Raw genomic sequence first — 25,243 nt, 5'->3', positions numbered from 1 at the left:
CTGCCCCCGGCCGGCCGGCCGCGAAAGCCCGCGACCGGCAGTCTCGTGCTTTGGTCTTAGGCCAGCATGGCTTGCAGCATGGCCTGCAGATCCTCGGGCCGGATCGGCTTTTCCAGCAGCGGCACATCGACGGACTGGCTGGCGCGCGCCAGCTCGGGCGCCCGCTGGGCGGTGACCAGGATCGCCGGCACCGCCTGGCCCGCCGCCTGGCGCAGCGCCGCGATGGCCTGCAGGCCGGTATCGCCGTTGTCCAGGTTGTAATCGGCGATCACCACGTCCGGCGGCTCGTCCCCCATCTGCGCCAGCGCCTCGGCGATACCGCCCGAGACGCGCGGCACCATGCCCAGCCGGTCCTTCAGCAGCAGCTCCAGCGCCCGGCGCATGGCGTCGTCATTCTCGACCACCAGCGCCACCCGGCCGCGCAGCGACGGGCCGCCGCCGGCGCCCTCGGCCCGGGCCGGCTCGACCCCCGGCGCCACCAGCGGCAGGCTGACGCGGAACACGGTGCCGCGCCCCGGCTCGCTGTCCATGGCGATGGGATGGCCCAGCTTGGCGCAGGCGCGGCGCACGATCGACAGGCCCAGCCCCATGCCCGGCACGCCACCGCCCTCGCGGCCGATGCGCTGGAACTCGTCGAAGATGCGGGCGCGGTCGGGGGCGGCGATGCCGATTCCGGTGTCGTAGATCTCCAGCCAGGCGCGCTCGCCGCGCTTCCTGACGCCCACCAGCACGCCGCCGCGGTCGGTATACTTGATCGCGTTCGAGATCAGGTTCTGCGCGATGCGCCGCAGGAAGGTCGGGTCGCTTTCCACCACAGCCATGGTCGGCGCGAAGCTCAGCCGCAGGCCCTTAGCCTCGGCCATCGGCGCGTATTCCACCGCCAGGCGGCGGAACATGTCGCCCAGATCCACGGGCTTGCGCTGGAACTCGATGCGCTGGCTGTCCAGCCGCGAGATGTCCAGCACCGCATGCATCAGCTCCTCGACCGATTCGAAGGCGCCCGACAGCCGGTCGGTCAGCTCGCGCTGCAAGGGGTCCAGCGTGGTGTCCTTCAGCGCCGACAGGAACAGCTTGGCCGCCGACAGCGGCTGCAGCAGGTCGTGGCTGGCGGCACGCAGGAAGCGGGTCTTCGAGCGGTTCGCCTCCTCGGCCGAGGCGCGGGCCACGGCCAGCTCGCGGTTGCGTTCGGACAGGTCGGCCAGCGCCTGTTCCAGCTCGCGGGTGCGGACCTGCACCTCCTGCTCCAGCGCCACGGCGGCCTGGAACATCGACCAGGCCGAGCCGCGGCTTTCCTCCAGCCGGTCGATGCGTTCGACCAGCACATCGGCGATGCGCGTCAGCTTCTCGACCCGCCGGCCGGGGGGATCGTCGTCACGCAGGAACATGGCTCATCCCGCCTCGGGGGGCATCAGCGCCATGCCGACGAAGGTCTGGTTCACATGCATGCCGCTGTGCTGCTCGCCATAGGTGTTGAAGCCGACGACGCGGTAGCGGGCCAGCAGCTCGGACATCTGCCCGGTCATGCCGGCGCGTTCCAGCGCCAGGCGCCGCAGGATGCAGTCGAAGCCCAGCACCATCAGCGGCGGGCGCGGCAGCGCGTCCATCACCTCGGCAAAGCCGCGGGTCATGTCCATGGCCCGGCCCAGCGTCAGGATGTGGCCGGGCTCGGTGCCCGAAAGCAGCTCCAGCCCGCCCTCGCGGGTGATGGCGCGGATGGCCCGGACATGGTGGCGCTTGCCGGTGCGCAGCAGCAGCGGATGGCGGGCGAATTCCGTCTGGGTCAGCGCATGCAGCGGCACGCCGGCCAGCCGGGCATATTCCTGCGCCGCCGGCTCGGCGTTCAGCTCCAGGATGATGCGGTTATGGGTGTCGGCGGCGGTGACCACGGCGCGCTTGTCGGTGGGGCTGAAATGCGAGAACAGCACCTCGGAAATCGCCAGGTCGGTCTCGATCAGCACGAACAGCGCCGCGCCCTCGTGCACCGCGCCGTCGACCATCTGGCAGGTCGGCGCGAACAGCATCCCCTCGGCGCTGGAGCCGCCGACCACCGGCAGGCCGGGGATCGCCGCGTCCAGCGTCGCGGTCAGCACGTCCTCCTGCCGGGCCAGCGCGTCGGGCAGCAGCACCCCGAAGCTGGACCGGCGCAGGTCCGGCCGGAAATCGACATGGAAGCGGCGCAGCGTCGCCATCCATTCCGAGACCGGCACCAGCGCCTGGTCGCGCAGCACGCAGACGCCGACGCGAAAGCTGGTGGCGGGGAAACCCACGGCCGTCACCGTGGCCGCGCAATAGCCCTGCGGCCCGATCTCGCCGGCCGAGGAACAGCCGACCACCCGGCAATCCGGGCCAAGCCGCCGGCGCAGCTCGGCACCCAGCGCGGGCAGGCCCTCGGCCGGCATGCCGAACAGCAGGACCAGCGCCGGTTCCTGCGGCGCCATCGCCTGGGCGATGCAGGCGGCGGCATCGGCGCCGGCGGCCGGGACCGAGATGGCGACGGGCGCCGGCGCCAGGACCGGCCGCGCCCTGGCCCGCCGGCGCGGGCCCGGCCAGGGCTCGGGCGAGGCGGTGCTCATGCCGGTTCGAACAGCCTGACGCTATTGGCCAGCAGCACCGCCTGGGTGCGACGGCGGGCGTTGATCTTGGACATGATCGCGGTGATGTGGGTCTTGACCGTGGCCTCGGCGATGGACAGCTCGTAGCTGATCTCCTTGTTGGCCTTGCCCTGGCAGATCAGCCGCAGGATCTTCATCTGCTGCGGCGTCAGGCTGGCGAAGCGGCGGGCCAGCTCGGCGCGGGCGGCGTCCTCCTCGCCGATGCTGTCGGGCTGGTAGCTGTCGGGGGTCACCCGCTCGCCCTCCCACATGCGGCGCAGGCTGTCGACCAGCGCCTCGCGGCCCAGGGACTTGCTGATATAGCCCTGCGCCCCCGCCGCCATCGCCGCCGAGATCATGGCGTTCTCCAGATCGGCCGAGATCATGGTGATCGGCACGTCCGGGATCTGCCGGCGCAGCGTGACCAGCCCCTCGGCCCCGCGGGCATCGGGCAGGTTCAGGTCCAGGATCACCGCGTCCGGCGCCCCTTGGGCGCGAATCTGCTCCTGCGCGGCCGCCAGGCTGCGGGCGGTGCGGACGTTCTTCAGCCCGAAGCTGATCTTCAGCGTCAGGGCGAGCGCGTCGCACATCAGCGGATGGTCGTCCACGATCAGGATCTCGCGGACCCGATCAGCGGAGAGCCTTGGCGATGCGGCGCGGTCTTGCGACTGCATTTCGGCTGAGGCCATCGTTCTCCTCCCAAAGAAACGATAGGGACCGGGGCTGTGGCGCACACCGGCCTGTTGCTCCATCTTAAGACCACCGCCCGCCGGCGCAAGCCTGTTGGACCACGAACCCGGTTTCGGGTTACGACTTCCGATGTATTGGCCTGGATTCGGGCCCGTGTCACTTTCAACCCGTCCAAGGGGAAAATCAGCATGCGACTCAGCCGGAGAATCACCCTGATGGCCGGGGCGGCCGCCCTGGCCGGGCTGGCGCTGCCCGCCCGCGCGCAAACCCCGGTGATCCGCATCGGCACGCTGGAGAACGGCACCGTCAACTGGGAGATCGAGACGATCCGCAAGCGCGGCCTCGACGCCGCGAACGGCTTCACGCTGCAGCCGATGATCCTGGCCGGCAACCCCGCCACCCAGGTCGCCATGCAGGGGGCCGAGGTCGACACCATCGTCTCGGACTGGCTGTGGGTGGCGCAGCAGCGGGCGCGCGGCACCGGCTTCCGCTTCTTGCCCTATTCCACCGCCGTCGGTGGGGTGATGGTGCGCGGCGACAGCCCGGCGCGATCGCTTGCCGACCTGAAGGGCAAGAAGATCGGCATCGCCGGCGGGCCGGTGGACAAAAGCTGGCTGATCCTGCGCGCCTGGTCGCGCGAGAAGCTGGGCGAGGATCTGGCCGAGGTGACGCAGCAGGTCTTCGGCGCGCCGCCGATGATCCTGAACGCCGCCGAGACCGGCGAGGTCGATGCCGCGATCAACTTCTGGCATTTCCAGGCCAAGATGAAGGCGCGCGGCATGCGCGAGATCATGTCGGTCGGCACGGCGGCGGCCGATCTGGGCCTCGATCCCTCGACCCCGCTGCTGGGCTATGTGCTGCGCGACGACTGGATCGCGGCCAACCCGCAGCTTGCCGCCGGCCTGGCCCGCGCCTCTCGCGCCGCCAAGGAGCTGCTGGCCCGGGACGACGCCGCCTGGGACGAGCTGCGCCCGCTGATGGAAACGGCCGACGATGCCGAGTTCCAGGCGCTGAAGGCCGGCTGGCGCGCCGGCATCCCCGCCCCCGGCCCGGTGAACGCCGAGAACGCCCAGAAGATGCTCGCCACCATGGCCGAACTGGGCGGCGAGGAACTGACCGGCGGCGTCACCGCCCTGCCCGAGGGCCTGTTCTGGTGGCCGGAGTAGCCCCGACTTGACCGGAACGCCGAAGCCCCTGTCGCCCCGCCCCGGCCTGGTGCCGGGGATGCTGTCGATCCTGGCCATGCTGCTGCTGTGGACGCTGGCCTCGCAGCTGACCGACCGGCCGCAGACCCTGCCGGCGCCCTGGGATGTCGCGGCCCGCATCGGCCGGCTGGCGGCGACCGGCGAGCTGTGGTTCAACGCCGGCATGACGCTGTTCCGCGTCGCCGCCAGCTTCGCGCTGGCCATGGCGGCCGGCATGGCGCTGGGGTTGTGGATGGGCCGCTGGCGCGGGGCGGACCAGTGGCTCAATCCCGGCGTCATCATCCTGCTGAACGTGCCGGCGCTGGTGGTGATCGTGCTGTGCTACATCTGGATCGGCCTCAACGAGACCGCCGCCATCCTCGCCGTGGCGCTGAACAAGATCCCGGTGGTCACGGTGATGATCCGCGAAGGCACCCGCGCGCTGCGCCCCGACCTCGATGACATGGCCCGCGCCTTTCGCATGGCGCCGCTGGCGCGGCTGCGCCATGTCGTGCTGCCGCAACTGGCGCCGCATATCGCCGCCGCGGCGCGGGCCGGCATCTCGCTGATCTGGAAGATCGTGCTGGTGGTCGAGTTCCTGGGCCGCTCGAACGGCGTCGGCTTCAAGATCCACCTGCTGTTTTCCAGCTTCGACGTGACCGGGGTGCTGGCCTGGGCGCTGGCCTTCGTCGCCGTCATGCTGGCCATCGACCTGTTCCTGCTGCGGCCATGGGAGGCCCGCGCCAACCGCTGGAGGCAGGATGCGGCTTGAGCTGGAAGCCAAGACCTTCGGCCCGCGGCCGGTGCTGGGGGGCTTGTCGCTGGCGGTCGCGCGGGGCGAGCGGCTGGCGATCCTGGGCCCCTCGGGCATCGGGAAATCCACGCTGCTGCGCATCCTCGCCGGGCTGGACCGGAACTATTGCGGCCGGCTGGACGGCGCCGACCGCCTGGCCGTGGTGTTCCAGGAGCCGGTGCTGCTGCCCTGGCGCGACGCGGTGGCGAACATCGCCATCCCGACCGGCTGCGATGCGGCCACGGCGCGGGACTGGCTGGCGCAGGTCGGGCTGGCCGGACACGAGGCGAAATTTCCGCGCCAGCTTTCGCTGGGCCAGCAGCGGCGGCTGGCGCTGGCCCGCGCCTTTGCCGCCGGCCCCGACATCCTGCTGATGGACGAGCCCTTCGCCTCGCTGGATGCCGATACGGCGGCGCGGATGCTGGCACTGACCGATGCGCTGCTGACCCGCAGCGGCGCCGGGCTGGTGCTGGTCACCCATGACCCGCGCGAGGCCGAGGCGCTGCATGCCCGGCCACTGCTGCTGACCGGCCAGCCGGCGCAACTTCAGACCCGGCCTCAGAACGACTGATCCCAGACCCGGCCGTCGGTGTCCTGGGCATGGACCGTCACCGGCCCCTCGCCCGGCGCATGGGCAAAGCGGAACACCGGGTCTTCCGAGATCGAGATCCCGGCCTCCATGGTGAACAGCGGCGTCTCGCCCTGCTTGACCTCCAGCACCTGGATGAACTCGGCCGGGATGGTCAGCAGCGTCACCTGGTCGCGCTGCAGGCCCGAGAAATTCGGGTGCCGGATCATCAGCGTGCCGACCTGCCGCCCGGCCTCCTCGGCCTGCCGGAACTTCATCTGGCCCATGGCGGCGCGCACCTCGTCCATGCTTTTTCCGGCCGGCGCCGCGCAGCCGCCCGAAGCCTTGACGAAGCGCCCGGCCATGACCTTGCGCCCGTCGGCCAGCGTGGCGATGGCGCGCAGGTCGGAATAGCTGTCCACGCGCACCCGCACCTCGAAATCCAGCGGCATCAGCGCCTCGCCAAAGGTGAACTCGGCCGCGACCGGCGCCGGATTGCCGTCCACCACCAGGGTCAGCGCGGTGATCGCCGGCGCGCCGGGCGGCTGGGTGATATGCACCGGCACCAGCGCCGGATTGTCGGCGCGCGGCGGGGCATCCAGATCGAAGACCGCCGGATCGACCGGCGGCTCGGCCTCGGTGCCGATCACCGCCAGCCGCATGTCGTCCCACAGGGCCGAGGGCTGCATCGGGTTCGCCACCTCGGTCGCCCCCGCTTTCTGGACCAGGGCCGGCGCGGCCAGCAGGGCCATCACAAGGGCCACAATCAACGAATGTCTCATATCCGTTTCTCCTTCGCCATGCGGCGATAGACCAGCGCGGTATCGTCGCTGGCGGCATCCGCCTCGGCCTCGGCCCGCAGCCGGGCGTTGAAGGGCGAGCGCGAGCAGACCGGATCGGTGGCCCGCGCCGTCCCCGCCATGACCATGGCTTGGCAGCGGCAGCCGCCGAAATCCAGGTCGCGCCGCTCGCAGGACTGGCAAGGCTCGGGCATCCAGGCGGTGCCGCGAAAGGCGTTGAAGGCGTCGCCGTGATGCCAGATGCGCGCAAGCCGCACCTCGCGGATGTTGTCGAAATGCAGTTCCTTGATGGTCTGGGCGGCATGACAGGGCAGCACCGTGCCGTCTGGCGCGATGTTGAGGCCGGTCGAGCCCCAGCCGCCCATGCAGCTTTTCGGATAGGCGGCGTGATGGTCGGCCGGGACATAGTCGATGACCATGCGGCCGCGCAGCCGCTCGCGCGCCGCATTCACCACCTCGCGCGCCCGGGCGGCCTGGGCCATGGTCGGCATCAAGGGCCGGCGGTTCAGTTCGGCCCAGCCGTGGAATTGCACCGTCGCCACCTCGATCCGGCGACAGCCCAGCCGCTCGGCCAGGTCGATCATCTCGGGCAGGCGGTCCAGGTTCTGGCGATGCACCACCGCGTTCAGGGTCAGCGGAAAGCCGATGGCGCGCACCCAGTCCGCCACCTGCATCTTGCGGGAAAAGCTGCCGCCATAGCCGCTGATCCAATCGGCCATGGCGGCGTCGATGCCCTGCAGCGACAGCTGGATGTGATCGACGATCCCGTCCAGCTCGCGCAGCCGCGCCTCGGTCAGGCCGATGCCCGAAGTGATCAGGTTGACGTAAAGCCCGGCGTCGCGGGCCGAGACCGCGATCTCGGTCAGGTCGCGGCGCGAGGCCGGCTCGCCGCCGGACAGATGCACCTGCAGCACCCCCAGATCGGCGGCCTGGCGGAAGACATCCGCCCATTCCGCCGCCGTCAGCTCGGCCTGGGCCCGGGTCAGTTCGACGGGATTCGAGCAATAGGGACAGGCCAGCGGGCAGCGATGCGTCAGCTCGGCCAGCATCGCCATCGGCAGGCCGGGCCGGACCGGATTGCCGTCGATGTCGCGGGGGACGGGTTCGCCGGGGGCGGGTTCGCGGGGGGCTGGCGCATCCATCATGCCGCGTCCTCCCGCTCGTCGCTGCCCTCGGCGCAGGCCAGGAAGACCATGCGCCGGTCCACCAGGCCGCGGATGAAATCGTGCACGTCGCCCTCGATCTGCTCGGCGGGGGTGGCATAGCGCCCGCACAGGTTCAGGATGACCTCGGCCAGGCTGCGTTCCCCGTCCAGCTCGGACAGGATCGCATCGCCGACCGCGTCCAGCTGCATGGCCCGTTCCGGCGCCAGAAGCACGCGGATGCCGCGCACGCGGTCGTCATGCAGCCGCACGCCGCGCGGCAGATAGGGCACGCAGGCGCCGCTGATGCGCCCCCCGGTCATGGGACCGCAGCCGCATTGGGGGCCGGGCCGGAAGCGGAAGCGGCATCGGGCGCCGGCTCGGGAATGGCCGAGTCCAGCAGCCCTTCGCCCGACCGCCAGGCGCCGGGGGGAAGCCGCCCCTCGACATAGCCGTGCCACAGCGCGTCGAGCTGCGCCCAAAGCACATCGGTCTTGAAGATCAGCGCCGCCGCCGCCGCGTCCTGCTTTTCCAGCGTGTCGGCATGGTCCAGCACATAGGTCAGGCCGAACTCGACATCCTTCGGCGCCTCGGTCAGCCGGTTGCGGAAATAGGCCAGGCTGGTCTCGTCGGCGAAATCGTAATGCTTCAGCAGCCCCTCGATGCGCTCGGCATGGATCTTGGGCGCGAACATCTCGGTCAGGCTGGCGGCCACGGCATCCAGCAAGGGCATGTCGCGCACGAAGCGGACATAGGCATCGACGGCGAAGCGCGTCGCCGGCATCACCCCCGCGCCGCCGGCGACGTAATCGGGATCGAGGCCCACGGCGCGGGCCAGTGCCAGCCAGCGCCGGATGCCGCCGCCCTGATCGACGCCGCCGTCGTGATCCTCGATCCGGTGGCGCCAGATGCGGCGCAGCTGCGGGTCGTCCAGCCGCGACAGGAAGGCCGCGTCCTTCATCGGGATGCGCGACTGGTAATGCCAGCGGTTGATGACCCAGGCCCGCACCTCGTCCGGCGTGCACTGCCCGCCATGCAGGCGTTTGTGGAACGGGTGACGGTCGTGATAGCGCTCGGCGCCGATGCGCTTCAGGCGCTCGTGGAACTCGGCGCGGGTCTGGGCGCGGTGGTCGGCAAGTTTCATGGCGCGATCTCCATACCGTCATGGCCGATCTGCCAGCCAGCCGCCTGCGCCTGCGCGCGCTCGGGGCTGGCGGGATCGACCAGCGGGTTCGAATTGTTCAGATGCACATAGATGCGGGCGCCCAAGGCCACCTGGCGCAGCCCGTCCAGGCTGCCGCCCGGACCCGATACCGGCACATGGCCCATGCGCCGCCCGGTCTTGGCGCCCAGCCCGGCGCGGACCATCTCGTCATCGGTCCAAAGCGTGCCGTCGAACAGCAGCGCATCCGCGCCTGCGATGCGGTCGCAAAGCCAGTCCGGAACCGAGGCGCAGCCGGGGATGTAGAACGCCCGCCGGCCATTGGCGGCCAGTTCGACACCGACGGTCTGCTCGCCCATCAGCCCGGTCTCGACCCGCTCGCCCTCCAGATACAGCGGCACCTTGCCGGGCACCGCGAACAGCGTGGCGGTCAGGCCCGGCGCCAGGGCGAAAGCGCGGTCCAGCGTCACCTCGCGCCGCGGCACCAGGCCGGGGGCCAGCGCCGACAGCATCGGATTGCCGGCCAGCACGGCATGAATGGCCGGGGTCGCGAACAGGTCGAAACCCTGCCCTTCGCGCAGGGTCAGCAGGCCGGCGACATGGTCGATGTCGCCATTCGTCACCAGCACCGACCGGATCGGAGAGCCGCGCAGCCCCTCGGGCCGCAGCGCCGGCGTCGCGGCCAGCTGCTGGCGCAGGTCGGGCGAGGCATTGATCAGCGCCCAGTCCCGGCCATTGGCGGATATGGCGATCCCGCTTTGGCTCATCGCGGGAATGCGCCCATTGCGCGCGGCATCGCAGTTGCGGCAACCGCAGTTCCACTGCGGCACACCACCGCCTGCGCCGCTGCCGAGAATCACGATACGCATGGTCAGGGGTCCGGCAGGCCCGGCCCCCGGCAAGCAGGGACCGGGCCCGGACATCGCCAGAACGGTTTAGAACAGGACCGGCTCGTCCTCGGCCGGGGCATACATGTTGATTTCCATGCCGCAGGCGATTTCCTTCAGCGCGGGTTTTGTCCAGGCCATATGGTTCTCCTCCTCCAGGTTGCCGCTTCGGGTGCGGACAAGTCGATGCTAGGCCACCGCGGTCGCCAGTCAACACGCCAAAGGTCGTAGATGGCCAGCCGACGGGGGCTGTGCTAACCTTGGATCCCGAAAGGAAAACGGATGTTCCATCTGGTCCTGGCCGCCTGCCTTGCCGCCCAGCCGGGCAGCTGCGAATCGCGGCTGCTGCCGGCCGGCGAGGCGGCGACGCGCGAGGATTGCCAGTTGCGCGCCGAGCCCATCGCCCGCGACTGGCTGGCCCGGCATCCCGACCTGGCCGATGGCGGCGGCACCCGCTGCGTCGAGACCGCGGAACTGCCCGCCCTGACCATGCAGGAGGTGGCCGAGGGCATCCACCTCCACCAGGGCGCCATGGCGGCGCTGTCGCCGCAGAACCGCGGCCGCATCGCCAACCTGTCCTTCGTCATCGGCGAGACGGTGGCGGTGATCGACGCCGGCGGCAGCCGGGCCGAGGGCGAGGCGCTTTACGCCGCCATCCGGCAGCTGACCGACAGGCCGGTCAGCCACGTCATCCTGACCCACATGCATCCCGACCACATCCTGGGCGCCGAGGTCTTCTCCGAGGCCGGCGCCACCATCGTCGCCGATGCCCGCCTGCCCGAAGCGGTGGCGCGGCGGGCGGAAAGCTGGATGATCTCGGTCCCGCGCCAGATCGGGGCGGCGAATTTCGCCGGCACCCGCATCGCCGCCGTGGACCACAAGGTCACCGCGCCCGAGACCATCTCGCTGGGCGACCGCAGCCTGCGGCTGACGCCGGTGCCGCCGGCCCATACCGACAACGACATGACGGTCCTGGACGAGGAAACCGGCACGCTGTTCACCGGCGATCTGGTCTTCCAGGGGCTGACGCCGTCGCTGGACGGCTCGCTGGCCGGCTGGCTCGACTGGATCGGCCGGCCCCCCGATCCGCCGCCGACGCTGATCGTGCCGGGCCATGGCCCGGCGGTGGAAGGCTGGGACGCGGCGGTGACGCCCGAGCGCCACTATCTGACCGCCTTGCGCGACGCCACGCGCGAGGCGTTGCGCCACGGCCTGGCGCTGTCGCGGGCCATTCCGGCGATCAGCCTGGCGATGAAGCCGGTCTCGGAGGGATGGGCGGATTTCCAGGCCGTCACCGCCCGGAATGCCGCCACGGCCTTTGCCGAACTGGAATGGGAATAGATTGCCTCGCCCGCGCCCCGGTGCCACAACTATGCCGAGCGCAAAGGAATGGGGATGGTCATGGCACGTCTTGCCCGGCACGGTTTCATCGCGGCGGTCCTTGGCGGGCTGCTGCTGGCGGGCACGGCCCATGCGCAGGATGATGCCCCCCTGCCCGAGCGGCGGCTGTCCCTGCAGGCCGATACCGACCTGCCGGGCGGCGATCTGGGTCCGATCTTCGACACCACGCTGCAAGCCTGCGTGCAGGCCTGCCTGGGCAACGATGCCTGCACGGCGCTGACCTATAACGAACGCGCCCGCGCCTGCTTCCCCAAGGGCGAGGGCACCGGCGCCGCGGCCGGCTTTGCCGGTGCGCTGTCGGGCCATGTCGTCGCCGCCACGGCCGAGGAGCGGCTGCGCGCCGAATCCCGCGCCGGCGCCGCGCCCGTCATCGGCGCGCAGGATCTGGGCGCCGCGCGATCCCTGGCCCGCAGCTTTCCGGCGCTGCACCCGCCGCTGGCCGAATATGCCCAGGGCAGCGCCCAGCAGGCCGAACGGGGCGGCGACCTGGCGCTGGCGGCGCGCATCACCGCCGCCGAGGCGGCGCGCTACGACCGCGCGGCCGACTGGACCAACTTGGCGCGGCTGACGCTCTACACCAGCGACCAGGGCGACCGCGAGGCCTCGGCGGCCATCGCCTCGATGGCGATCAACGGCTATCTGCGCGGCGCCGAGGATGCGGTGGCCGCCCGGGCGCTGTCCTGGCTCGCCATGGCATGGGAGCGGCTGGACCGCGGCCACGACGCGCTGGCGGCGCTGCGGCTGGCGGCGAGGCTGTCGCCCGCCGATCCCGAGATCGCCTCGGCGCTGACGGAATCGCAGGCCCGCAACGGGCTGCGCGTCACCGACACCCAGGTCGAAGCCGAGGGCAAGACGCCGCGCTTCTGCGCCATCCTGTCGCGCGAACTGTCCTCGGGCACCGATTACGCGCCATTCCTGCGCCTGCCCGGCCGCGACCTGACGGTCGAGGCGGATGGCGAACGGCTTTGCGTCGCCGGCCTGACGCATGGGCAAGAGGTCGAGCTGACCCTGCGCGCCGGCCTGCCCGCCGCCGATGGCGAGGTGCTGGCCCGCGACGTGACGGTCAAGGGCTATGTCCGCGACCGCGCGCCCTCGGTCCGCTTTCCCGGCCGCGCCTATGTGCTGCCCGCCTCGGGCGACCAGCGGCTGTCGATGGTCACGGTCAATGCCGACACCATCAGCCTGCGGCTCTTGCGGATTTCCGACCGCAACCTGATCCGCGCCATGGCCGAGGACATGTTCGCGACGCCGCTGGACAGTTGGCAGGCGGATTACTTCAGCGACCGCATGGCGCGCGAGGTCTGGAAGGGCACGGCGCAGGTCGCCAAGCCCATGGGACAGGAGAGCCTGAACCAGGAGCTGACCACCAGCCTTGCCATCCCCGCCGAAGCCGGCCCGCTGGAACCCGGCATCTATATCGTCGAGGCCGGGATCGAGAACGAGAACGTCCAGGACACCGGGCTGGCCACGCAATGGTTCGTGCTCTCGGATTTCGGGATCTCCACCTTCTCGGGCGCCGACGGGCTGACCGTGGCGGTGCGCAGCCTGGCCGACACCTCGGCCAAGGCCGGGGCCGAGGTGGCGCTGGTCAGCCGCTCGAACGAGGTGCTGGCCAAGGCCCGGACCGACGCAGAGGGAGTGGCGCATTTCGCGCCGGGCCTGTCCATGGGCAAGGATGGCGCCGCGCCGGCGCTGGTCACGGTGACCGACTGGCAGGGCGAGGGCGCCGAGCGCGCGCCCCGCGACATGGCCTTCCTGTCGCTGTCGGACCCGGAATTCGACCTTTCCGACCGCGGGGTCGAGGGCCAGCCCCCTGCCCCGCCCATCGACCTGTTCCTGACCACCGACCGCGGCGCCTATCGCGTCGGCGAGACGGTGAACGCCACCGTGCTGGCCCGCAATGCCGAGGCCCGGGCGTTGGAGACCCTGCCGCTGACCGCGGTGATCCTGCGTCCCGACGGGGTCGAGGCGACGCGCCTGCCGGCGCGGGATGCCGGCGCCGGCGGCGCCACGGTGGCCTGGCCGATCCCCGGCAACGCCCCGCGCGGCACCTGGCGGATGGAACTGCGCACCGAGGCGGACGGCCCGGCGCTGGCCACGGCGCGGATGCTGGTCGAGGATTTCCTGCCCGAGCGCATAGACTTTACCCCGCGTCTGCCCGAAGGCCCGGCCCGCGCCGGCGGCACGCTGGAGCTTTCGCTTGCCGCGCATTGGCTGTTCGGCGCCCCGGCCGCCAACCTGCCGGTCGAGGGGCAGCTGCGCCTGTCCCCCACCCGCAGCCTGAAAGGCTTCGACGGCTATGTCTTCGGGCGCGAGGATGACGACAGCTCGCCGGTGACCGACAGCCTGCCGCCGGGCACCACCGATGCGCAGGGCCATTACCAGACGCAGATCGAACTGCCGCCGGCCGGCCAGCTCGGCCCCCGCCCGGTCGCGGCCGAGGTGGTGCTGGACATCCGCGAAGGCGCCGGCCGGCCGGTCGAGCGCAGCGAATCGCGCGTGGTCATGCCCGAGGCGCCGGTCGTCGGCATCCGCCCGCTGTTCGAGGGCGACACCGTGTCCGAAAACGCCGAGGCGCGTTTCGCGCTGGTCGCGGTCGGCCCGGACCTGAAGCCGGCCTCGGAGCCCGTGCGCTGGGTGCTGAACCGCATCGACACCGATTACCAATGGTATTCGCTGGGCGGTCAATGGAACTGGGAGGTGATCACCAGCCGCACCCGCATCACCGAGGGCGTGGCCGAGCCGGGCGAGGCCCCGGCCGAGATCGCCGCCCCGGTCGAATGGGGCCAGTATGAGCTGGTGGCCGAGCCGGCATCCGGCCAGGGCGGGCAAAGCTCGACGCAGTTCTATGCCGGCTGGGGCGCGGTGGCGAATGCGGGCACCGAGACGCCCGACCGGCTGCAGGTGGTGCTGGACAAGCCCGCCTATCGCAGCGGTGACGTCGCCCGCGTCCGGGTCGAGGCGGCCAGCGAGGGGCTGGGCCTGGTCTCGGTGCTGTCGAACCGGCTGGTCTCGATGCAGACCGTGGCGCTGAAGGCGGGCGAGAACAGCCTGGACCTGCCGGTGACCGACGATTGGGGCGCCGGCGTCTATGTCACCGTCAGCGCCATCCGCCCGCTGGCCGAGGCGCGGCCCGGCGACCGCCAGCCGGTCCGGGCGCTGGGTCTGGCCCATGCCGCCGTCGATCCCGGCGACCGCAGGCTTGCCGCCAGCATCGAGGCTCCGGCCGAGACCCGCCCGCGCGGCATGATTCCGGTGACGCTGAAGGTCGAGGGCGCCGCGGCCGGCGAGACGGTGCAGGCCACCGTCGCCGCCGTCGATCAGGGCATCCTGAACCTGACCCGCTTCCAGCCGCCGAACCCGTCGCAGCATTATTTCGGTCAGCGCCGGCTGGGCGTGGCGCTGCGCGACCTTTACGGCCGGCTGATCCTGCCCACCGGCGCCCCCGACGGCGCGCTGCGCGAGGGCGGCGACGCCAGCCTTGCCGGCAATGCCGAGGCGCCGCCGCCGACCGAAAAGCTGATGAGCTGGTTTTCCGGTCCGCTGACCGTCGGCGCGGACGGCACCGCCACCATCGAGGTGCCGGTGGACGATTTCAACGGCGAGGTGCGGGTGATGGCCGTGGTCTGGTCGGCCAGGGGCGTGGGCCAGGCCGATGCCTCGGTCCTGGTGCGCGACCCGGTGGTGATGACCGTGACCGCCCCCGCCTTCCTGGCACCCGGGGACCGGGCGCAGGTCGGGCTGCGGCTGACCCATGCCTCGGGTCCGGCAGGCGAGATGCGGCTGGCCGTCCAGCAGGTCGGCGGCGACGCGCCGCTGACCACCAGCCTGCCCACGGACAGCGTGACCCTGGCCGAGAAGGCCGAGGCGCAGGTGCAGATGCCGGTGACGGCCGGCGATGCCGAGGGGCTGGCGAACCTGCGCCTGACCCTGACCACGCCGGGCGGCGAGGCGCTGACCAAGGACATCGCCATCCCGGTGGCGCTGAACGAGGCCGACATCCAGCGCCAGGACCGCATCGTGGTCGAGCGGGGGCAGAGCATCTCTGTGCCGCCGAGCCTGACCGAAGGCATGTTGCCCGGCGCGCTGCTGACCGCGGCGGTCGGGCCCTATGCGCGGCTGGACGTGGCGGGGGCGCTGGCCCGGCTCTCGCGCTATCCCTATGGCTGCACCGAGCAACTGACCTCGGGGGCCATGCCGCTGCTTTACCTGCCCAGCCTTGCGGCGCTGGAAGGAGTCGAGGGCGGCGAGGGCGGCGACACGGCCGAGCAGGTGCGGAAGGCGATCACCCAGATCCTGACCCGGCAGGGCAGCAATGGCGGCTTCGGCCTGTGGTCTGCCGATTCGGGCGACCTGTGGCTGGAGGCCTATGTCACCGACTTCCTGTCGCGGGCCCGGGCGGCGGGCTATCAGGTGCCCGATACCGGCTTCCGGCTGGCCATCGACAACCTGAGGAACCGCGCCAATTACGCCACCGAACCCGGCGCCGCCTCGGCCGAGGAAAACGCGGCGCTGGCCTATGCGCTGGCGGTTCTGGCCCGTGAACGCGCCGCCACCGTGGGCGACCTGCGCTATTACGCCGATACCGCCGCCGGGTCGTTCTCGACGCCGATGGCGGCGGCCAACCTGGGGGCGGCGCTGGCCTCCTATGGCGACCAGGGCCGCGCGGACCGCATGTTCACCCAAGGACGCAACCTGCTGAACCTCGGCGCGCCCGAACCCCACGCCTTCCGCGCCGATTACGGCACCAGGCTGCGCGACGCCACCGCGCTGCTGGCGCTGGCGGCCGAGGCAAAGACCCAGGCCGTGGACGAGACCGACCTGACCAGCCAGATCGCCGAACGCATCGCGCGGGCCGAGCAGGACGGCCGCAGCCTGTCCACCCAGGAATCGGTCTGGACGGTGATGGCGGCGCAGTCGCTGTCGCGCTCGACCCCGCCGGCGACGCTGAACGGCGTGGCGCTGACCCAGCCGATCGCCAGCCTGCCCGACGCCGGGGCCAGCCTTGCCAATACCGGCGACCGCGCGCTGGAGGTGACGCTGACCGCGACCGGCAAGCCCGCCGGGCAGGTCGCGGCGGGCGGCAAGGGCTATGGCATCGCCCGGCGCTATTACAGCATCGAGGGCGAGGCGCTGGACCCCGAGAACCTGCCGCAAGGCACGCGCATGGTGGTCGAACTGGAGATCTCGCCGCAAGCCGAGGGCGGCGGCCGGCTGGTCATCGCCGACCCGCTGCCGGCGGGATGGGAGATCGACAACCCGAACCTGCTGCGCGCCGGCGACGTCTCGGCGCTGGACTGGCTGGAGGGCGAGACCTCGGCCGAGATGACCGAGTTCCGCGCCGACCGTTTCGCGGCGGCGCTGACCTGTACCTCGGCCGAAAGGTTCCGACTGGTCTATATCGTCCGCGCCGTGACGCCGGGCCAGTTCCGCCACCCGGCCGCCAGCGTCGAGGACATGTATCGCCCCGAGTTCCGCGCCTGGTCGGATGGCGGCACCGTGACCGTCGCGCCCTGACCAAGAGCCGCCGGCCCGCATGGGCCGGGAAGCCGCCGCGGCGCCCTGACGAAAGCATTGCTTGCCCCATCGGCCTTGCCGGGCAATAATCCTCGCCATCGCGTAAGGAAGGGGAGGACGCCTTGCCCGAGACCCGCCCGACGACGACGCCGCCCGCGACGCGTCACGAGGATCGCGTGGCCCAGGCTTCGCAATCGCCCGGCGCCGTCACCCGGCTTGCCGCAAGCTGGCGCCGCTCGATGGTCAAGCACGGGCTGGACCCCGCGCGCCCGCCCGTGCAGCACCGGCTGACCGAACGCGAACTGGCCCTGCGCATCGAGCGCATGGACCGCTTCATCGCCGTCGCCCGGCCGCAGCTCGACCAGCTGTTCCAGCTGGTTTGCCCGACCGGCTGCAACCTGCTGCTGACCGATCCCGAGGGCATCGTGCTGGAACACCGGGTCAGCGAGGGCGACGCCGCCACCTTCCGCGACTGGGGGCTGTGGCGCGGCATGGACTGGTCCGAGGAGGTGCAGGGCACCAACGGCATCGGCACCTGCCTGGCCGAGGGGCGGCAGGTCACCATCCATCGCGACGAGCATTTCTATGCCAGCAATACCGGGCTGTCCTGCATGGACGCGCCGATCTGGGGCCCGGACGGCCGGCTGATCGCGGCGCTGGACGTCAGTTCCGCCCGCGCCGACCATACCGAGCGGCTGAACGCGCTGATCGCGGCGCAGGTCGCGCACAGCGCCCGGGCCATCGAGGCGGCATTCTTCCGGGTTTCCTTCCCCGGCGCGCGCATCATCACCGCCCAGGCGCCCGGCTCGGACGAGGCGGGACTGCTGATCGCGGTGGACAAGGACGACCTGGCCATCGGCGCCAACCGCGCCGCCCGCCGCGCCTTCGGGCTGGAGAAGGAGGGCCAGCTGCGGCCCCGGCCCGCCTCGGACCTGCTGGGCCGCGACGACGACACCACCGGCTTCGAGAAGGCCGAGCGCGCCGCGGTGATTCGCGCCCTGGCGCGGGCCGAGGGCAATGTCTCGGCCGCCGCCCGGGCGCTGGGTGTCGGGCGCGCCACGCTCTATCGCCGCATGCAGCGGCTGGGGATTTCGGAAAATCCGGGCAGACTGTCTCGGGGCTGAAACACATTCCGCGCTGCGGCATGGGGGGGCGCGTTGATTTGCGGCCGCGCCCGTCCCAACCTTCTGGATGAACCGGCAGGAGGAGCCGGTCAGGACAGGAGGAAACCATGCCGAACGACCAGACGCATGACTTCAAGGGCGTCAACGTGATGCCTTTCGCCAAGCGCTACGACAACTATATCGGCGGCGAGTGGGTCGCGCCGAAATCCGGCAAGTATTTCACGAACACCACCCCGATCACCGGCGCCGAGATCGGCGAGATCGCCCGCTCGAACGCCGACGACATCGAATTGGCGCTGGACGCCGCCCATGCCGCCAAGGACAAGTGGGCCCATACCGCCCCGACCGAACGCAGCAACATCCTGCTGCGCATCGCCGACCGCATGGAGCAGAACCTGGAGCTGCTCGCCACCGCCGAGACCTGGGACAACGGCAAGCCGATCCGCGAGACCATGGCCGCGGATGTGCCGCTGGCCATCGACCATTTCCGCTATTTCGCCGGCGTGCTGCGGGCGCAGGAAGGCTCGATCTCGGAAATCGACTCGACCACCATCGCCTATCACTTCCACGAGCCGCTGGGCGTGGTGGGCCAGATCATCCCCTGGAACTTCCCGCTGCTGATGGCCTGCTGGAAGCTTGCCCCGGCACTGGCCGCCGGCAACTGCGTGGTGCTCAAGCCGGCCGAGCAGACCCCGGCCAGCATCATGGTCTGGATCAGCCTGATCGGCGACCTGCTGCCGCCGGGCGTGCTGAACGTCGTCAACGGCTTCGGTCTGGAAGCCGGCAAGCCGCTGGCCTCGAACCCGCGCATCGCCAAGATCGCCTTCACCGGCGAGACCACCACCGGCCGGCTGATCATGCAATATGCCGCCGAGAACCTGATCCCGGTGACGCTGGAACTGGGCGGCAAGTCCCCGAACGTCTTCTTCGCCGACGTGGCGCGCGAAGACGACGACTTCTTCGACAAGGCACTGGAAGGCTTCGCGATGTTCGCGCTGAACCAGGGCGAGGTCTGCACCTGCCCGTCGCGCGTGCTGATCCAGGAATCGATCTACGATCGCTTCATGGAACGCGCGGTCAAGCGCGTGCAGGCGATCACCCAGGGCGACCCGCGCGACGCCGCCACCATGATCGGCGCCCAGGCCTCGAGCGAGCAGAAAGAGAAGATCCTGAGCTATCTCGACATCGGCCGCAAGGAAGGCGCCGAGGTGCTGACCGGCGGCAAGGCGGCCGATCTGGGCGGCGAGCTGTCGGGCGGCTTCTACATCGAGCCGACGATCTTCCGCGGTCACAACAAGATGCGGATCTTCCAGGAAGAGATCTTCGGCCCGGTGGTCTCGGTCACCACCTTCAAGGACCAGGCCGAGGCGCTGGAAATCGCCAATGACACGCTTTACGGCCTGGGCGCCGGGGTGTGGTCGCGCGACGCCAACATCTGCTACCAGATGGGCCGCGGCATCAAGGCCGGGCGGGTCTGGACCAACTGCTATCACGCCTATCCGGCCCATGCGGCCTTCGGCGGCTACAAGCAGTCGGGCGTCGGCCGCGAGAATCACAAGATGATGCTGGACCACTATCAGCAAACCAAGAACATGCTGGTCAGCTATTCGCCGAAGAAGCTGGGCTTCTTCTGACAGGGGCGGCGGCCCCCCCGCGGGGCCGCTGCCTTCGGCGCGGGTATTTGGCAAAGGGAAGGGCATCATGGACCGGGTCACCGCCACCCCCGCCGCGCTGGAGTTTCTGGCCGAAATCGTCGCCGATCACGGGCCGGTGCTGTTCCACCAGTCCGGCGGCTGCTGCGACGGCTCCTCGCCCATGTGCTACCCGCAGGGCGATTTCCGCGTCGGCGAGCGCGACGTGAAGCTGGGCGAGATCGGCGGCATGCCGTTCTATATCTCGGCCAGCCAGTATGACACCTGGAAGCACACGCGGCTGACCATCGACGTGGTGCCGGGACGGGGCGGCATGTTCAGCCTCGACAATGGCCGCGAGAAACGGTTCCTGGTTCGGTCGGATATCTGCCGGATCTGACCGCCGGCGGGCGCGCGTCCTCCCCCAAGGCACCCGCGCGCCCGCGCTTTTTTCCTCAGGCGCGGATCTGGCGCGCCTCGTCCAGCAGCATGATCGGGATGCCGTCGCGGATCGGAAAGGCCAGCCCCGCGGCGTCCGAGATCAGTTCCTGCGCCTGGGCGTCATAGCGCAGGGTGGCATGGGTCACCGGACAGACCAGCGCCTCGAGCATGTGGCGGTCATAGCCGCGTTCGGTCGTGTCGGTCACTGGATCGTCTCCTCGTTGTCGCCGCCATGCAGGGCGTATTCCAGCAGCCCGTCCAGCAGGACGCGGCGTTCGGACAGGGTCCGCGCCTCCAGCAGCGCCTGCTTTTCCTCGGGCGCGAAGGGCAGCAGCATGGACAGCGAATTGATCAGCGTCTCCTCCTCGGACGCCTCGGCGGCGTCCCAGTCGGTCGACAGGCCGCGCTGCTCCATGTAGCGGCCAAGCCGCGCCATGAAACCGGGGCGGTCGAAGCGCGGATCCTCCTCGGGCTGGACGGCCAGGTCCGGTTCGTAGCCGCGCCAGTCCACCTGGCCGCGCAGATAGGGGGTGAAGCCGGGCTGCACCTCGTTCAGCCGGAAGCGCGAGCGCGCCTTCAACGAGATCATCAGCCGACCGTCGTCCAGTTCGGAAAAAGCCACGATGCGTCCGGCACAGCCGACCTGGGCCAGCGCGTCCAGCCCACCTTCGGCCGGCTGGATCATGCCGATCAGCCGCGAGGGGGTCTTCAGCACGTCCTCGACCATCTGCAGGTAGCGCGGCTCGAAGATCTGCAGCGGCAGGCGGGTGCGCGGCATCAGCACCGCGCCCGGCAGCGGGAACAGCGGGACGGTCTCGGGCAGGTCGATGCCGCGGGCCATATCAGGCGAAGATCAGCGAGGACAGCCGGCGCCGGCCCTTCTGCGCCAGCGGATCGGTGGGCTTCAGGGCGTCGAAGATGGTCAGCAGCTGCGCCTTGGCGGCGCCGTCGTTCCAGTCGCGGTCGCGGCGGAAGGATTCCAGAAGCTGGTCGATCGCCTCCTCGACCTGACCGGCGGCATGCAGCGCCGTGGCATAGTCGAAGCGCGCCTGCTGGTCGGCCGGGTCGGCCTCGACCTTCTGGCGCAGCTCGTCCAGCGGCCCGGCCTCGGCGGCCTGCCGCGCCAGCTGCAGCTGGGCGCGGGCAGCCTCGATGGGCGCGGCATTGGCGATGGCGGCGGGCACCTGCGCCAGGGCCTCCTCGGCGCGGTCGGCATGGCCGGCGGCCAGATGGGCCCGGACCAGCCCGCCCCAGGCGGCGGCGTTCTCGGGTTCTTCCTCGAGGATCGCGGCAAAGGTCTCGGCCGCATCCTCGGGCGCACCCTCGGCGATCATCGCCTCGGCCGCGTCCAGCGCCTCGGCCAGGCCGCCGTCATCGCCGCCCATCGCCGCCAGCTTCTCGACGAACTGCTTGATCTGGCTTTGCGGGATCGCGCCCTGGAAGGCGTCGACCGGCTGACCCTGGAAGAAGGCATAGACCGTCGGGATCGACTGCACGCGCAATTGCGCGGCGATCATCTGGTTCTCGTCCACATTGACCTTGGCCATGCGGACACGGCCCTTGTGGCGGGCGACCTCGGCCTCGAGCTGCGGGCCAAGCGTCTTGCAGGGGCCGCACCAGGGCGCCCAGAAATCGACAATGACCGGCACCGTCATCGAGGCATCGACCACATCGGCCATGAAGGTCGCCTCGGTCACGTCCTTGATGATATCGGCGGGGGCGGCATCTTTGGGGGCGGAGCCAAGCTCGAGCATCGGGTATCCTCATGCGACAGGGTTGCCCCCTAGATGGCGCAGCGACCGGCGCGATGCAAGATTGGGCCGGCCGTGCGGGGCACTGCGGCAAAGCGCCGCAGCGCAGGATCAGAGATCAAAGCTGGCCAGCACCGGCACATGGTCGCTGGGCTGCTGCCAGCCGCGCAGCGGCCGCAGGATGCGGCTGCCATGCCCGGCATTGGCGATGTCGGGCGTGGCCCAGATGTGATCCAGCCGCCGGCCCTTGTCGGCGGCGTCCCAGTCGCGCGCCCGATAGCTCCACCAGCTGTAAAGCAGGCCCTGGGGAATGTCCTTGCGGGTGATGTCCACCCAGCTGCCGGCATCCTGTGCCGCCCCCAGATGCTCGATCTCGATCGGCGTGTGGCTGACGATCTTCAGCAATTGCTTGTGCGACCAGACATCGTCCTCGCGCGGGGCGATGTTCAGATCGCCCACCATGATCGAGCGCGCGGGCTTGTCGGCGTGGAAGGCGTCGCGCATCTCGGTCAGGAAATCCAGTTTCTGGCCGAATTTCAGGTTTTGCTCGCGGTCGGGAATGTCGCCGCCCGCCGGCACGTAGAAGTTGTGGATGGTGACGCCGTTCTCCAGCCGGGCGGCGACATGGCGGGCATGACCAAGCCCGGCATAATCGCGGTCGCCCGCATCCTCGATCGGCAGCTTCGACAGGATGGCGACGCCGTTGTAGCCCTTTTGCCCGCGCGCCACGAAATGCCGGTAGCCCAGCGCCCGGAACGCCTCCAGCGGGATCTTCTCGACCGGGCTCTTGGTCTCCTGCAGGCACAGGATGTCCGGCGCCTCCTCGGTCAGGAAGCGGGCGACCAGCGCCTCGCGCAGGCGGACCGAGTTGATGTTCCAGGTGGCGATGGTGAACATGGCAGCTTCCTTTCGGGGACGGACCCTAGGGGCGCGAAGCGGCCTTGTCCACCGCCGGACCCCGCCTCACCGTTTCGCAAATACCCTCTGGGGGTGCGGGGGGCGAAGCGCCCCCGCGGGACCGCGCCGAAAGAAAACCCGGCCGCCGGGCAGGCCGGGGCCGGGTCATCATGTGGCCGCATCCTCCGACCACCGGGCTTCGCAGGCAGAACCCGCAAGTCGGGCGCCGGTTCCGCCGGTGAACATCGATCAGGCCACGAGACGATAGCCGCCGGATTCCGTCACCAGCAGCCGCGCGTTCGAGGGATCGGGCTCGATCTTCTGGCGCAGGCGGTAGATATGCGTTTCCAGCGTATGCGTGGTCACGCCGGCATTGTAGCCCCAGACCTCGTGCAGCAGCACGTCGCGCGGCACCACCCCGTCCTGGGCGCGATACAGGAATTTCAGGATATTGGTTTCCTTTTCCGTCAGCCGGATCTTGCGCTCCTTGGCGTCGATCAGCATCTTCATCGCCGGCTTGAACGTATAGGGGCCAAGCTGGAAGATCGCGTCCTCGGACTGCTCGTGCGTGCGCAGCTGGGCGCGCAGCCGCGCCAGCAGCACCGGGAACTTGAACGGCTTGGTGATGTAGTCGTTCGCGCCCGAATCCAGGCCCAGGATGGTATCGGCATCGGTATCGTGCCCGGTCAGCATGACGATGGGGCATTTGACGCCCTGCTTGCGCAGCCGCTTGCACAGCTCGCGCCCGTCGGTGTCGGGCAGGCCCACATCCAGCACCACCAGATCGAAGATGGCGCCCTTGCTCTTCTCGACCGCCTCGTGGCCCGAGCCGGCCTCGAACACCTCGAAATCCTCGGTGGCCACCAATTGCTCGGCCAACGCCTCGCGCAGGTCTTCCTCGTCGTCGACGAGCAGGATCTTTTTCAGTCCGGCCATTCTTGCCTCCTTTGGCGATATGGCGGAAAACTGTGGCGCGGCGCGGCAGGCGTCCAGCGGTTTGCAGCAATTCTCACATGGAGTTGTCGGAAATCCGCCCTATGTTTCAGATTGTTTCAACCGCACTGGCCCGATGACCCTGATCCCCACCCTGACCGAGACCCTGTCGCGCGCCCGCGCCGACCTGCGCATGGGCTTGCCCGTGGTCATCGGCGGCCAGCTGGTCGCGGCGGTCGAGACGCTGCGCGCCGACAGGCTGGACGCCATGCGCGCCCTCGGCCCCGCCGTGCTGGCGATCACCGAGCCGCGGGCCGAGACGCTGAAGGTCCGGGTCTATGACCGCGACCTGGCGCGCGTCGCGGTGCCGGGCGATGCCGATCTGGCCTGGCTGCGCGCCGTGGCCGATCCGGCCGGCGACCTGATGACGCCGATGAAGGGGCCGTTCCGCAGCCCGCGCGGCGGCGATGTGGACGCGCATCGCGCCGGCATCGCCCTGGCGAAATCGGCGCAGCTGCTGCCTGCGGTGCTGGTGGTGCCCGTGGCCGCGCCGCCCGAGGGGCTGACGCGGCTTTCGCCCGGCCCAGCCTTGGCGCAGATGGCGGCCGAAGCCGCGATGGCCCCGGTCGCCGCCGCGCGCCTGCCGCTGCTGGCGGCCGAGAATGCCAAGCTGCACATCTTCCGCCCCGATACCGGCGAGGCCGAGCATTACGCGGTCGAGATCGGCGCCCCCTCGCGCGCGGCGCCGGTGCTGGCGCGGCTGCATTCGGCCTGCTTCACCGGCGACGTGCTGGGCAGCCTGAAATGCGATTGCGGCCCGCAGCTGCATGCCGCGCTGGCCGCCATGGGCCAGGCGGGAGAAGGCGTGCTGCTGTATCTGAACCAGGAGGGGCGCGGCATCGGCCTGGCCAACAAGATGCGCGCCTATGCGCTGCAGAACCAGGGCTTCGACACGGTCGAGGCCAATCACCGGCTGGGCTTCGAGGATGACGAGCGCGATTTCCGCATCGGCGCCGGCATCCTGAAGAAGATGGGCTTCGACGCGGTGCGGCTGATGACCAACAATCCCAAGAAAGTGGCGATGCTGGAGGGCCACGGCATCCGCGTGGCCGAACGCGTGCCGCTGATCACCCCGCGCAACCGCCACAATACCGGCTATCTGGACGTGAAGGCCGCGAAATCGGGCCATCTGCTGTGAGGCTGCTCTTGACCCCGATGGGGCTGCGGGCGGGGTCGCGGCTTATCCCCTGCGCGGTCGGGCGCGGCGGCATCCGGGCCGACAAGGCCGAAGGCGACGGCGCGACCCCGGTCGGCCGGCACCGCATCGTCGGGTTGCTCTATCGTCCGGATCGGCTGGCGCGGCCCAGCGGCTGGGCGCGGCCGATCCTGCCGGGCGACCTGTGGTGCGACGCCTCGGGCCATCCGGCCTATAACCAGCCGGTGCGCGCGCCCTTCGGCCCCAGCCACGAGGCGATGCGGCGGGCCGATCCGCTTTACGACATCGTGCTGGTGACGGACTGGAACTGGCCGCAGGCCCGGCCCGGCGCGGGGTCCGCCATCTTCCTGCACCAATGGCGCCGGCCCGGTTTTCCGACCGCCGGCTGCATCGCCATGGCGCGGCGCGACCTGATCCGCCTGGCTTCCGCCATCGCGCCGGGCGATGTGCTGGAGATTCCCGCCCTGCCGCGCTGGCCGGCGCGCAGGCCCGCCAGCCGGCACGGCAAGGACTGA

24 protein-coding genes are annotated in these 25,243 nt (G+C 70.6%); 10 read left to right on the top strand and 14 right to left on the bottom strand.

Annotation, left to right across the window (positions count from 1 at the left end; all coding sequences use genetic code 11):
* Window positions 1-56: 56 nt before the first annotated feature.
* Genes NBE95_RS05755 through NBE95_RS05745 form a run of 3 tightly spaced genes read right to left on the bottom strand, consistent with a single transcriptional unit; the run spans window position 57 to window position 3,280 of the window.
* Window positions 57-1,385: a hybrid sensor histidine kinase/response regulator gene (locus NBE95_RS05755; RefSeq protein ID WP_289892963.1), complete on the bottom strand. Its 1,329-nt coding sequence runs from the start codon at window positions 1,383-1,385 to the stop codon at window positions 57-59.
* Window positions 1,386-1,388: 3 nt separating this feature from the next.
* Window positions 1,389-2,573: an FIST N-terminal domain-containing protein gene (locus tag NBE95_RS05750; protein ID WP_289892962.1), complete on the bottom strand. Its 1,185-nt coding sequence runs from the start codon at window positions 2,571-2,573 to the stop codon at window positions 1,389-1,391.
* Window positions 2,570-3,280 carry a response regulator transcription factor gene (locus NBE95_RS05745; RefSeq protein WP_289892961.1) on the bottom strand — a complete coding sequence of 237 codons (711 nt, stop codon included), beginning with the start codon at window positions 3,278-3,280 and terminating at the stop codon, window positions 2,570-2,572. The genes NBE95_RS05750 and NBE95_RS05745 overlap by 4 nt, the downstream gene beginning before the upstream one ends.
* 189 nt (window positions 3,281-3,469) lie before the next feature.
* Between NBE95_RS05745 and NBE95_RS05740 the strand changes: the two genes are divergently transcribed.
* The 3 genes from NBE95_RS05740 to NBE95_RS05730 are packed head-to-tail and all read left to right on the top strand — an operon-like array spanning window position 3,470 to window position 5,829.
* Window positions 3,470-4,447, top strand: a complete 978-nt coding sequence (locus tag NBE95_RS05740; protein WP_289892960.1) for an ABC transporter substrate-binding protein — start codon at window positions 3,470-3,472, stop codon at window positions 4,445-4,447.
* Between the two features lie 7 nt (window positions 4,448-4,454).
* The gene (locus NBE95_RS05735; protein ID WP_289892959.1) at window positions 4,455-5,237 is read left to right on the top strand and encodes an ABC transporter permease subunit; all 783 of its coding nucleotides are present in this window, start codon (window positions 4,455-4,457) and stop codon (window positions 5,235-5,237) included.
* The gene (locus NBE95_RS05730; RefSeq protein ID WP_289892958.1) at window positions 5,227-5,829 is read left to right on the top strand and encodes an ATP-binding cassette domain-containing protein; all 603 of its coding nucleotides are present in this window, start codon (window positions 5,227-5,229) and stop codon (window positions 5,827-5,829) included. Before NBE95_RS05735 ends, NBE95_RS05730 begins: the two co-directional genes overlap by 11 nt.
* Here NBE95_RS05730 and NBE95_RS05725 read toward each other — a convergent pair.
* From NBE95_RS05725 to pqqA, 6 genes are all read right to left on the bottom strand, one after another.
* Window positions 5,817-6,578, bottom strand: a complete 762-nt coding sequence (locus NBE95_RS05725) for a quinoprotein dehydrogenase-associated SoxYZ-like carrier (protein WP_289892957.1) — start codon at window positions 6,576-6,578, stop codon at window positions 5,817-5,819. The two genes, NBE95_RS05730 and NBE95_RS05725, sit on opposite strands and share 13 nt — an antisense overlap.
* Window positions 6,579-6,604: 26 nt before the next feature.
* On the bottom strand, window positions 6,605-7,681 hold the full coding sequence (gene pqqE, locus NBE95_RS05720; protein WP_289894843.1) for a pyrroloquinoline quinone biosynthesis protein PqqE: 1,077 nt from the start codon (window positions 7,679-7,681) through the stop codon (window positions 6,605-6,607).
* An 86-nt stretch (window positions 7,682-7,767) separates the two neighbouring features.
* Entirely contained in the window at window positions 7,768-8,091 is a 324-nt protein-coding gene (gene pqqD, locus NBE95_RS05715; protein ID WP_289892956.1) for a pyrroloquinoline quinone biosynthesis peptide chaperone PqqD, read from the bottom strand.
* Window positions 8,088-8,912: a pyrroloquinoline-quinone synthase PqqC gene (gene pqqC, locus NBE95_RS05710; protein ID WP_289892955.1), complete on the bottom strand. Its 825-nt coding sequence runs from the start codon at window positions 8,910-8,912 to the stop codon at window positions 8,088-8,090. The genes pqqD and pqqC overlap by 4 nt, the downstream gene beginning before the upstream one ends.
* Window positions 8,909-9,799, bottom strand: a complete 891-nt coding sequence (pqqB, locus tag NBE95_RS05705; protein WP_289892954.1) for a pyrroloquinoline quinone biosynthesis protein PqqB — start codon at window positions 9,797-9,799, stop codon at window positions 8,909-8,911. The genes pqqC and pqqB overlap by 4 nt, the downstream gene beginning before the upstream one ends.
* A gap of 66 nt (window positions 9,800-9,865) precedes the next feature.
* The gene (pqqA, locus tag NBE95_RS05700) at window positions 9,866-9,958 is read right to left on the bottom strand and encodes a pyrroloquinoline quinone precursor peptide PqqA (RefSeq protein ID WP_019353469.1); all 93 of its coding nucleotides are present in this window, start codon (window positions 9,956-9,958) and stop codon (window positions 9,866-9,868) included.
* Window positions 9,959-10,099: 141 nt separating this feature from the next.
* On the opposite strand from pqqA, the gene NBE95_RS05695 reads away from it, so the two are divergent.
* The 5 genes from NBE95_RS05695 (at window position 10,100) to NBE95_RS05675 (ending at window position 19,890) form a co-directional block, all read left to right on the top strand.
* The gene (locus NBE95_RS05695) at window positions 10,100-11,158 is read left to right on the top strand and encodes a quinoprotein relay system zinc metallohydrolase 2 (RefSeq protein WP_289892953.1); all 1,059 of its coding nucleotides are present in this window, start codon (window positions 10,100-10,102) and stop codon (window positions 11,156-11,158) included.
* Window positions 11,159-11,218: 60 nt separating this feature from the next.
* Window positions 11,219-16,735 (top strand): alpha-2-macroglobulin family protein, encoded by a 5,517-nt coding sequence (locus NBE95_RS05690; protein WP_289892952.1) that lies wholly within the window; start codon window positions 11,219-11,221, stop codon window positions 16,733-16,735.
* A 122-nt stretch (window positions 16,736-16,857) separates the two neighbouring features.
* Window positions 16,858-17,859: a helix-turn-helix domain-containing protein gene (locus NBE95_RS05685; protein ID WP_289892951.1), complete on the top strand. Its 1,002-nt coding sequence runs from the start codon at window positions 16,858-16,860 to the stop codon at window positions 17,857-17,859.
* A gap of 107 nt (window positions 17,860-17,966) precedes the next feature.
* Window positions 17,967-19,493, top strand: coding sequence for an aldehyde dehydrogenase (gene adh, locus NBE95_RS05680; protein ID WP_289892950.1), 1,527 nt, complete (start codon window positions 17,967-17,969; stop codon window positions 19,491-19,493).
* Between the two features lie 67 nt (window positions 19,494-19,560).
* A complete protein-coding gene (locus NBE95_RS05675; RefSeq protein WP_289892949.1) occupies window positions 19,561-19,890 on the top strand; it encodes a DUF779 domain-containing protein in 330 nt (109 codons plus the stop codon).
* Window positions 19,891-19,945: 55 nt separating this feature from the next.
* On the opposite strand, the gene NBE95_RS05670 is transcribed toward NBE95_RS05675, so the two are convergent.
* The 5 genes from NBE95_RS05670 to NBE95_RS05650 form a co-directional block, all read right to left on the bottom strand.
* On the bottom strand, window positions 19,946-20,137 hold the full coding sequence (locus NBE95_RS05670; protein WP_019353171.1) for a Trm112 family protein: 192 nt from the start codon (window positions 20,135-20,137) through the stop codon (window positions 19,946-19,948).
* Window positions 20,134-20,772, bottom strand: a complete 639-nt coding sequence (locus NBE95_RS05665) for an LON peptidase substrate-binding domain-containing protein (protein WP_289892948.1) — start codon at window positions 20,770-20,772, stop codon at window positions 20,134-20,136. Before NBE95_RS05665 ends, NBE95_RS05670 begins: the two co-directional genes overlap by 4 nt.
* Before the next feature lies 1 nt (window position 20,773).
* Window positions 20,774-21,685 carry a thioredoxin gene (trxA, locus tag NBE95_RS05660; protein WP_289892947.1) on the bottom strand — a complete coding sequence of 304 codons (912 nt, stop codon included), beginning with the start codon at window positions 21,683-21,685 and terminating at the stop codon, window positions 20,774-20,776.
* Window positions 21,686-21,793: 108 nt separating this feature from the next.
* Window positions 21,794-22,579 carry an exodeoxyribonuclease III gene (locus tag NBE95_RS05655; protein ID WP_289892946.1) on the bottom strand — a complete coding sequence of 262 codons (786 nt, stop codon included), beginning with the start codon at window positions 22,577-22,579 and terminating at the stop codon, window positions 21,794-21,796.
* 249 nt (window positions 22,580-22,828) lie between these two features.
* A complete protein-coding gene (locus tag NBE95_RS05650; RefSeq protein WP_019352522.1) occupies window positions 22,829-23,515 on the bottom strand; it encodes a response regulator transcription factor in 687 nt (228 codons plus the stop codon).
* A gap of 133 nt (window positions 23,516-23,648) precedes the next feature.
* Between NBE95_RS05650 and ribA the strand changes: the two genes are divergently transcribed.
* Together ribA and NBE95_RS05640 are read left to right on the top strand one after the other, a co-directional pair.
* On the top strand, window positions 23,649-24,710 hold the full coding sequence (gene ribA / locus NBE95_RS05645; RefSeq protein ID WP_289892945.1) for a GTP cyclohydrolase II: 1,062 nt from the start codon (window positions 23,649-23,651) through the stop codon (window positions 24,708-24,710).
* On the top strand, window positions 24,707-25,243 hold the full coding sequence (locus tag NBE95_RS05640) for a L,D-transpeptidase family protein (RefSeq protein WP_289892944.1): 537 nt from the start codon (window positions 24,707-24,709) through the stop codon (window positions 25,241-25,243). The genes ribA and NBE95_RS05640 overlap by 4 nt, the downstream gene beginning before the upstream one ends.

The sequence above is a fragment of the Paracoccus sp. TOH genome (genome assembly GCF_030388245.1).
GTDB lineage: Bacteria > Pseudomonadota > Alphaproteobacteria > Rhodobacterales > Rhodobacteraceae > Paracoccus > Paracoccus simplex.
The sequence above is the reverse complement of the archived record's forward strand: the minus strand, read 5'-3'. Positions and strand labels throughout refer to the sequence as shown.

Coding starts and splice junctions, on each gene's coding strand:
- NBE95_RS05655 (WP_289892946.1), bottom strand. CDS start 22,579: ATGTTCACCATCGCCACCTGGAACATCAACTCGGTCCGCCTGCGCGAG.
- NBE95_RS05745 (WP_289892961.1), bottom strand. CDS start 3,280: ATGGCCTCAGCCGAAATGCAGTCGCAAGACCGCGCCGCATCGCCAAGG.
- pqqB (WP_289892954.1), bottom strand. CDS start 9,799: ATGCGTATCGTGATTCTCGGCAGCGGCGCAGGCGGTGGTGTGCCGCAG.
- NBE95_RS05650 (WP_019352522.1), bottom strand. CDS start 23,515: ATGGCCGGACTGAAAAAGATCCTGCTCGTCGACGACGAGGAAGACCTG.
- NBE95_RS05695 (WP_289892953.1), top strand. CDS start 10,100: ATGTTCCATCTGGTCCTGGCCGCCTGCCTTGCCGCCCAGCCGGGCAGC.
- NBE95_RS05675 (WP_289892949.1), top strand. CDS start 19,561: ATGGACCGGGTCACCGCCACCCCCGCCGCGCTGGAGTTTCTGGCCGAA.
- pqqA (WP_019353469.1), bottom strand. CDS start 9,958: ATGGCCTGGACAAAACCCGCGCTGAAGGAAATCGCCTGCGGCATGGAA.
- NBE95_RS05740 (WP_289892960.1), top strand. CDS start 3,470: ATGCGACTCAGCCGGAGAATCACCCTGATGGCCGGGGCGGCCGCCCTG.
- adh (WP_289892950.1), top strand. CDS start 17,967: ATGCCGAACGACCAGACGCATGACTTCAAGGGCGTCAACGTGATGCCT.
- trxA (WP_289892947.1), bottom strand. CDS start 21,685: ATGCTCGAGCTTGGCTCCGCCCCCAAAGATGCCGCCCCCGCCGATATC.
- pqqE (WP_289894843.1), bottom strand. CDS start 7,681: ATGGCGATGCTGGCCGAGCTGACGCATCGCTGCCCGCTGGCCTGTCCC.
- pqqD (WP_289892956.1), bottom strand. CDS start 8,091: ATGACCGGGGGGCGCATCAGCGGCGCCTGCGTGCCCTATCTGCCGCGC.
- NBE95_RS05750 (WP_289892962.1), bottom strand. CDS start 2,573: ATGAGCACCGCCTCGCCCGAGCCCTGGCCGGGCCCGCGCCGGCGGGCC.
- ribA (WP_289892945.1), top strand. CDS start 23,649: ATGACCCTGATCCCCACCCTGACCGAGACCCTGTCGCGCGCCCGCGCC.
- NBE95_RS05665 (WP_289892948.1), bottom strand. CDS start 20,772: ATGGCCCGCGGCATCGACCTGCCCGAGACCGTCCCGCTGTTCCCGCTG.
- NBE95_RS05755 (WP_289892963.1), bottom strand. CDS start 1,385: ATGTTCCTGCGTGACGACGATCCCCCCGGCCGGCGGGTCGAGAAGCTG.
- NBE95_RS05690 (WP_289892952.1), top strand. CDS start 11,219: ATGGCACGTCTTGCCCGGCACGGTTTCATCGCGGCGGTCCTTGGCGGG.
- NBE95_RS05730 (WP_289892958.1), top strand. CDS start 5,227: ATGCGGCTTGAGCTGGAAGCCAAGACCTTCGGCCCGCGGCCGGTGCTG.
- pqqC (WP_289892955.1), bottom strand. CDS start 8,912: ATGAAACTTGCCGACCACCGCGCCCAGACCCGCGCCGAGTTCCACGAG.
- NBE95_RS05725 (WP_289892957.1), bottom strand. CDS start 6,578: ATGGCCCTGCTGGCCGCGCCGGCCCTGGTCCAGAAAGCGGGGGCGACC.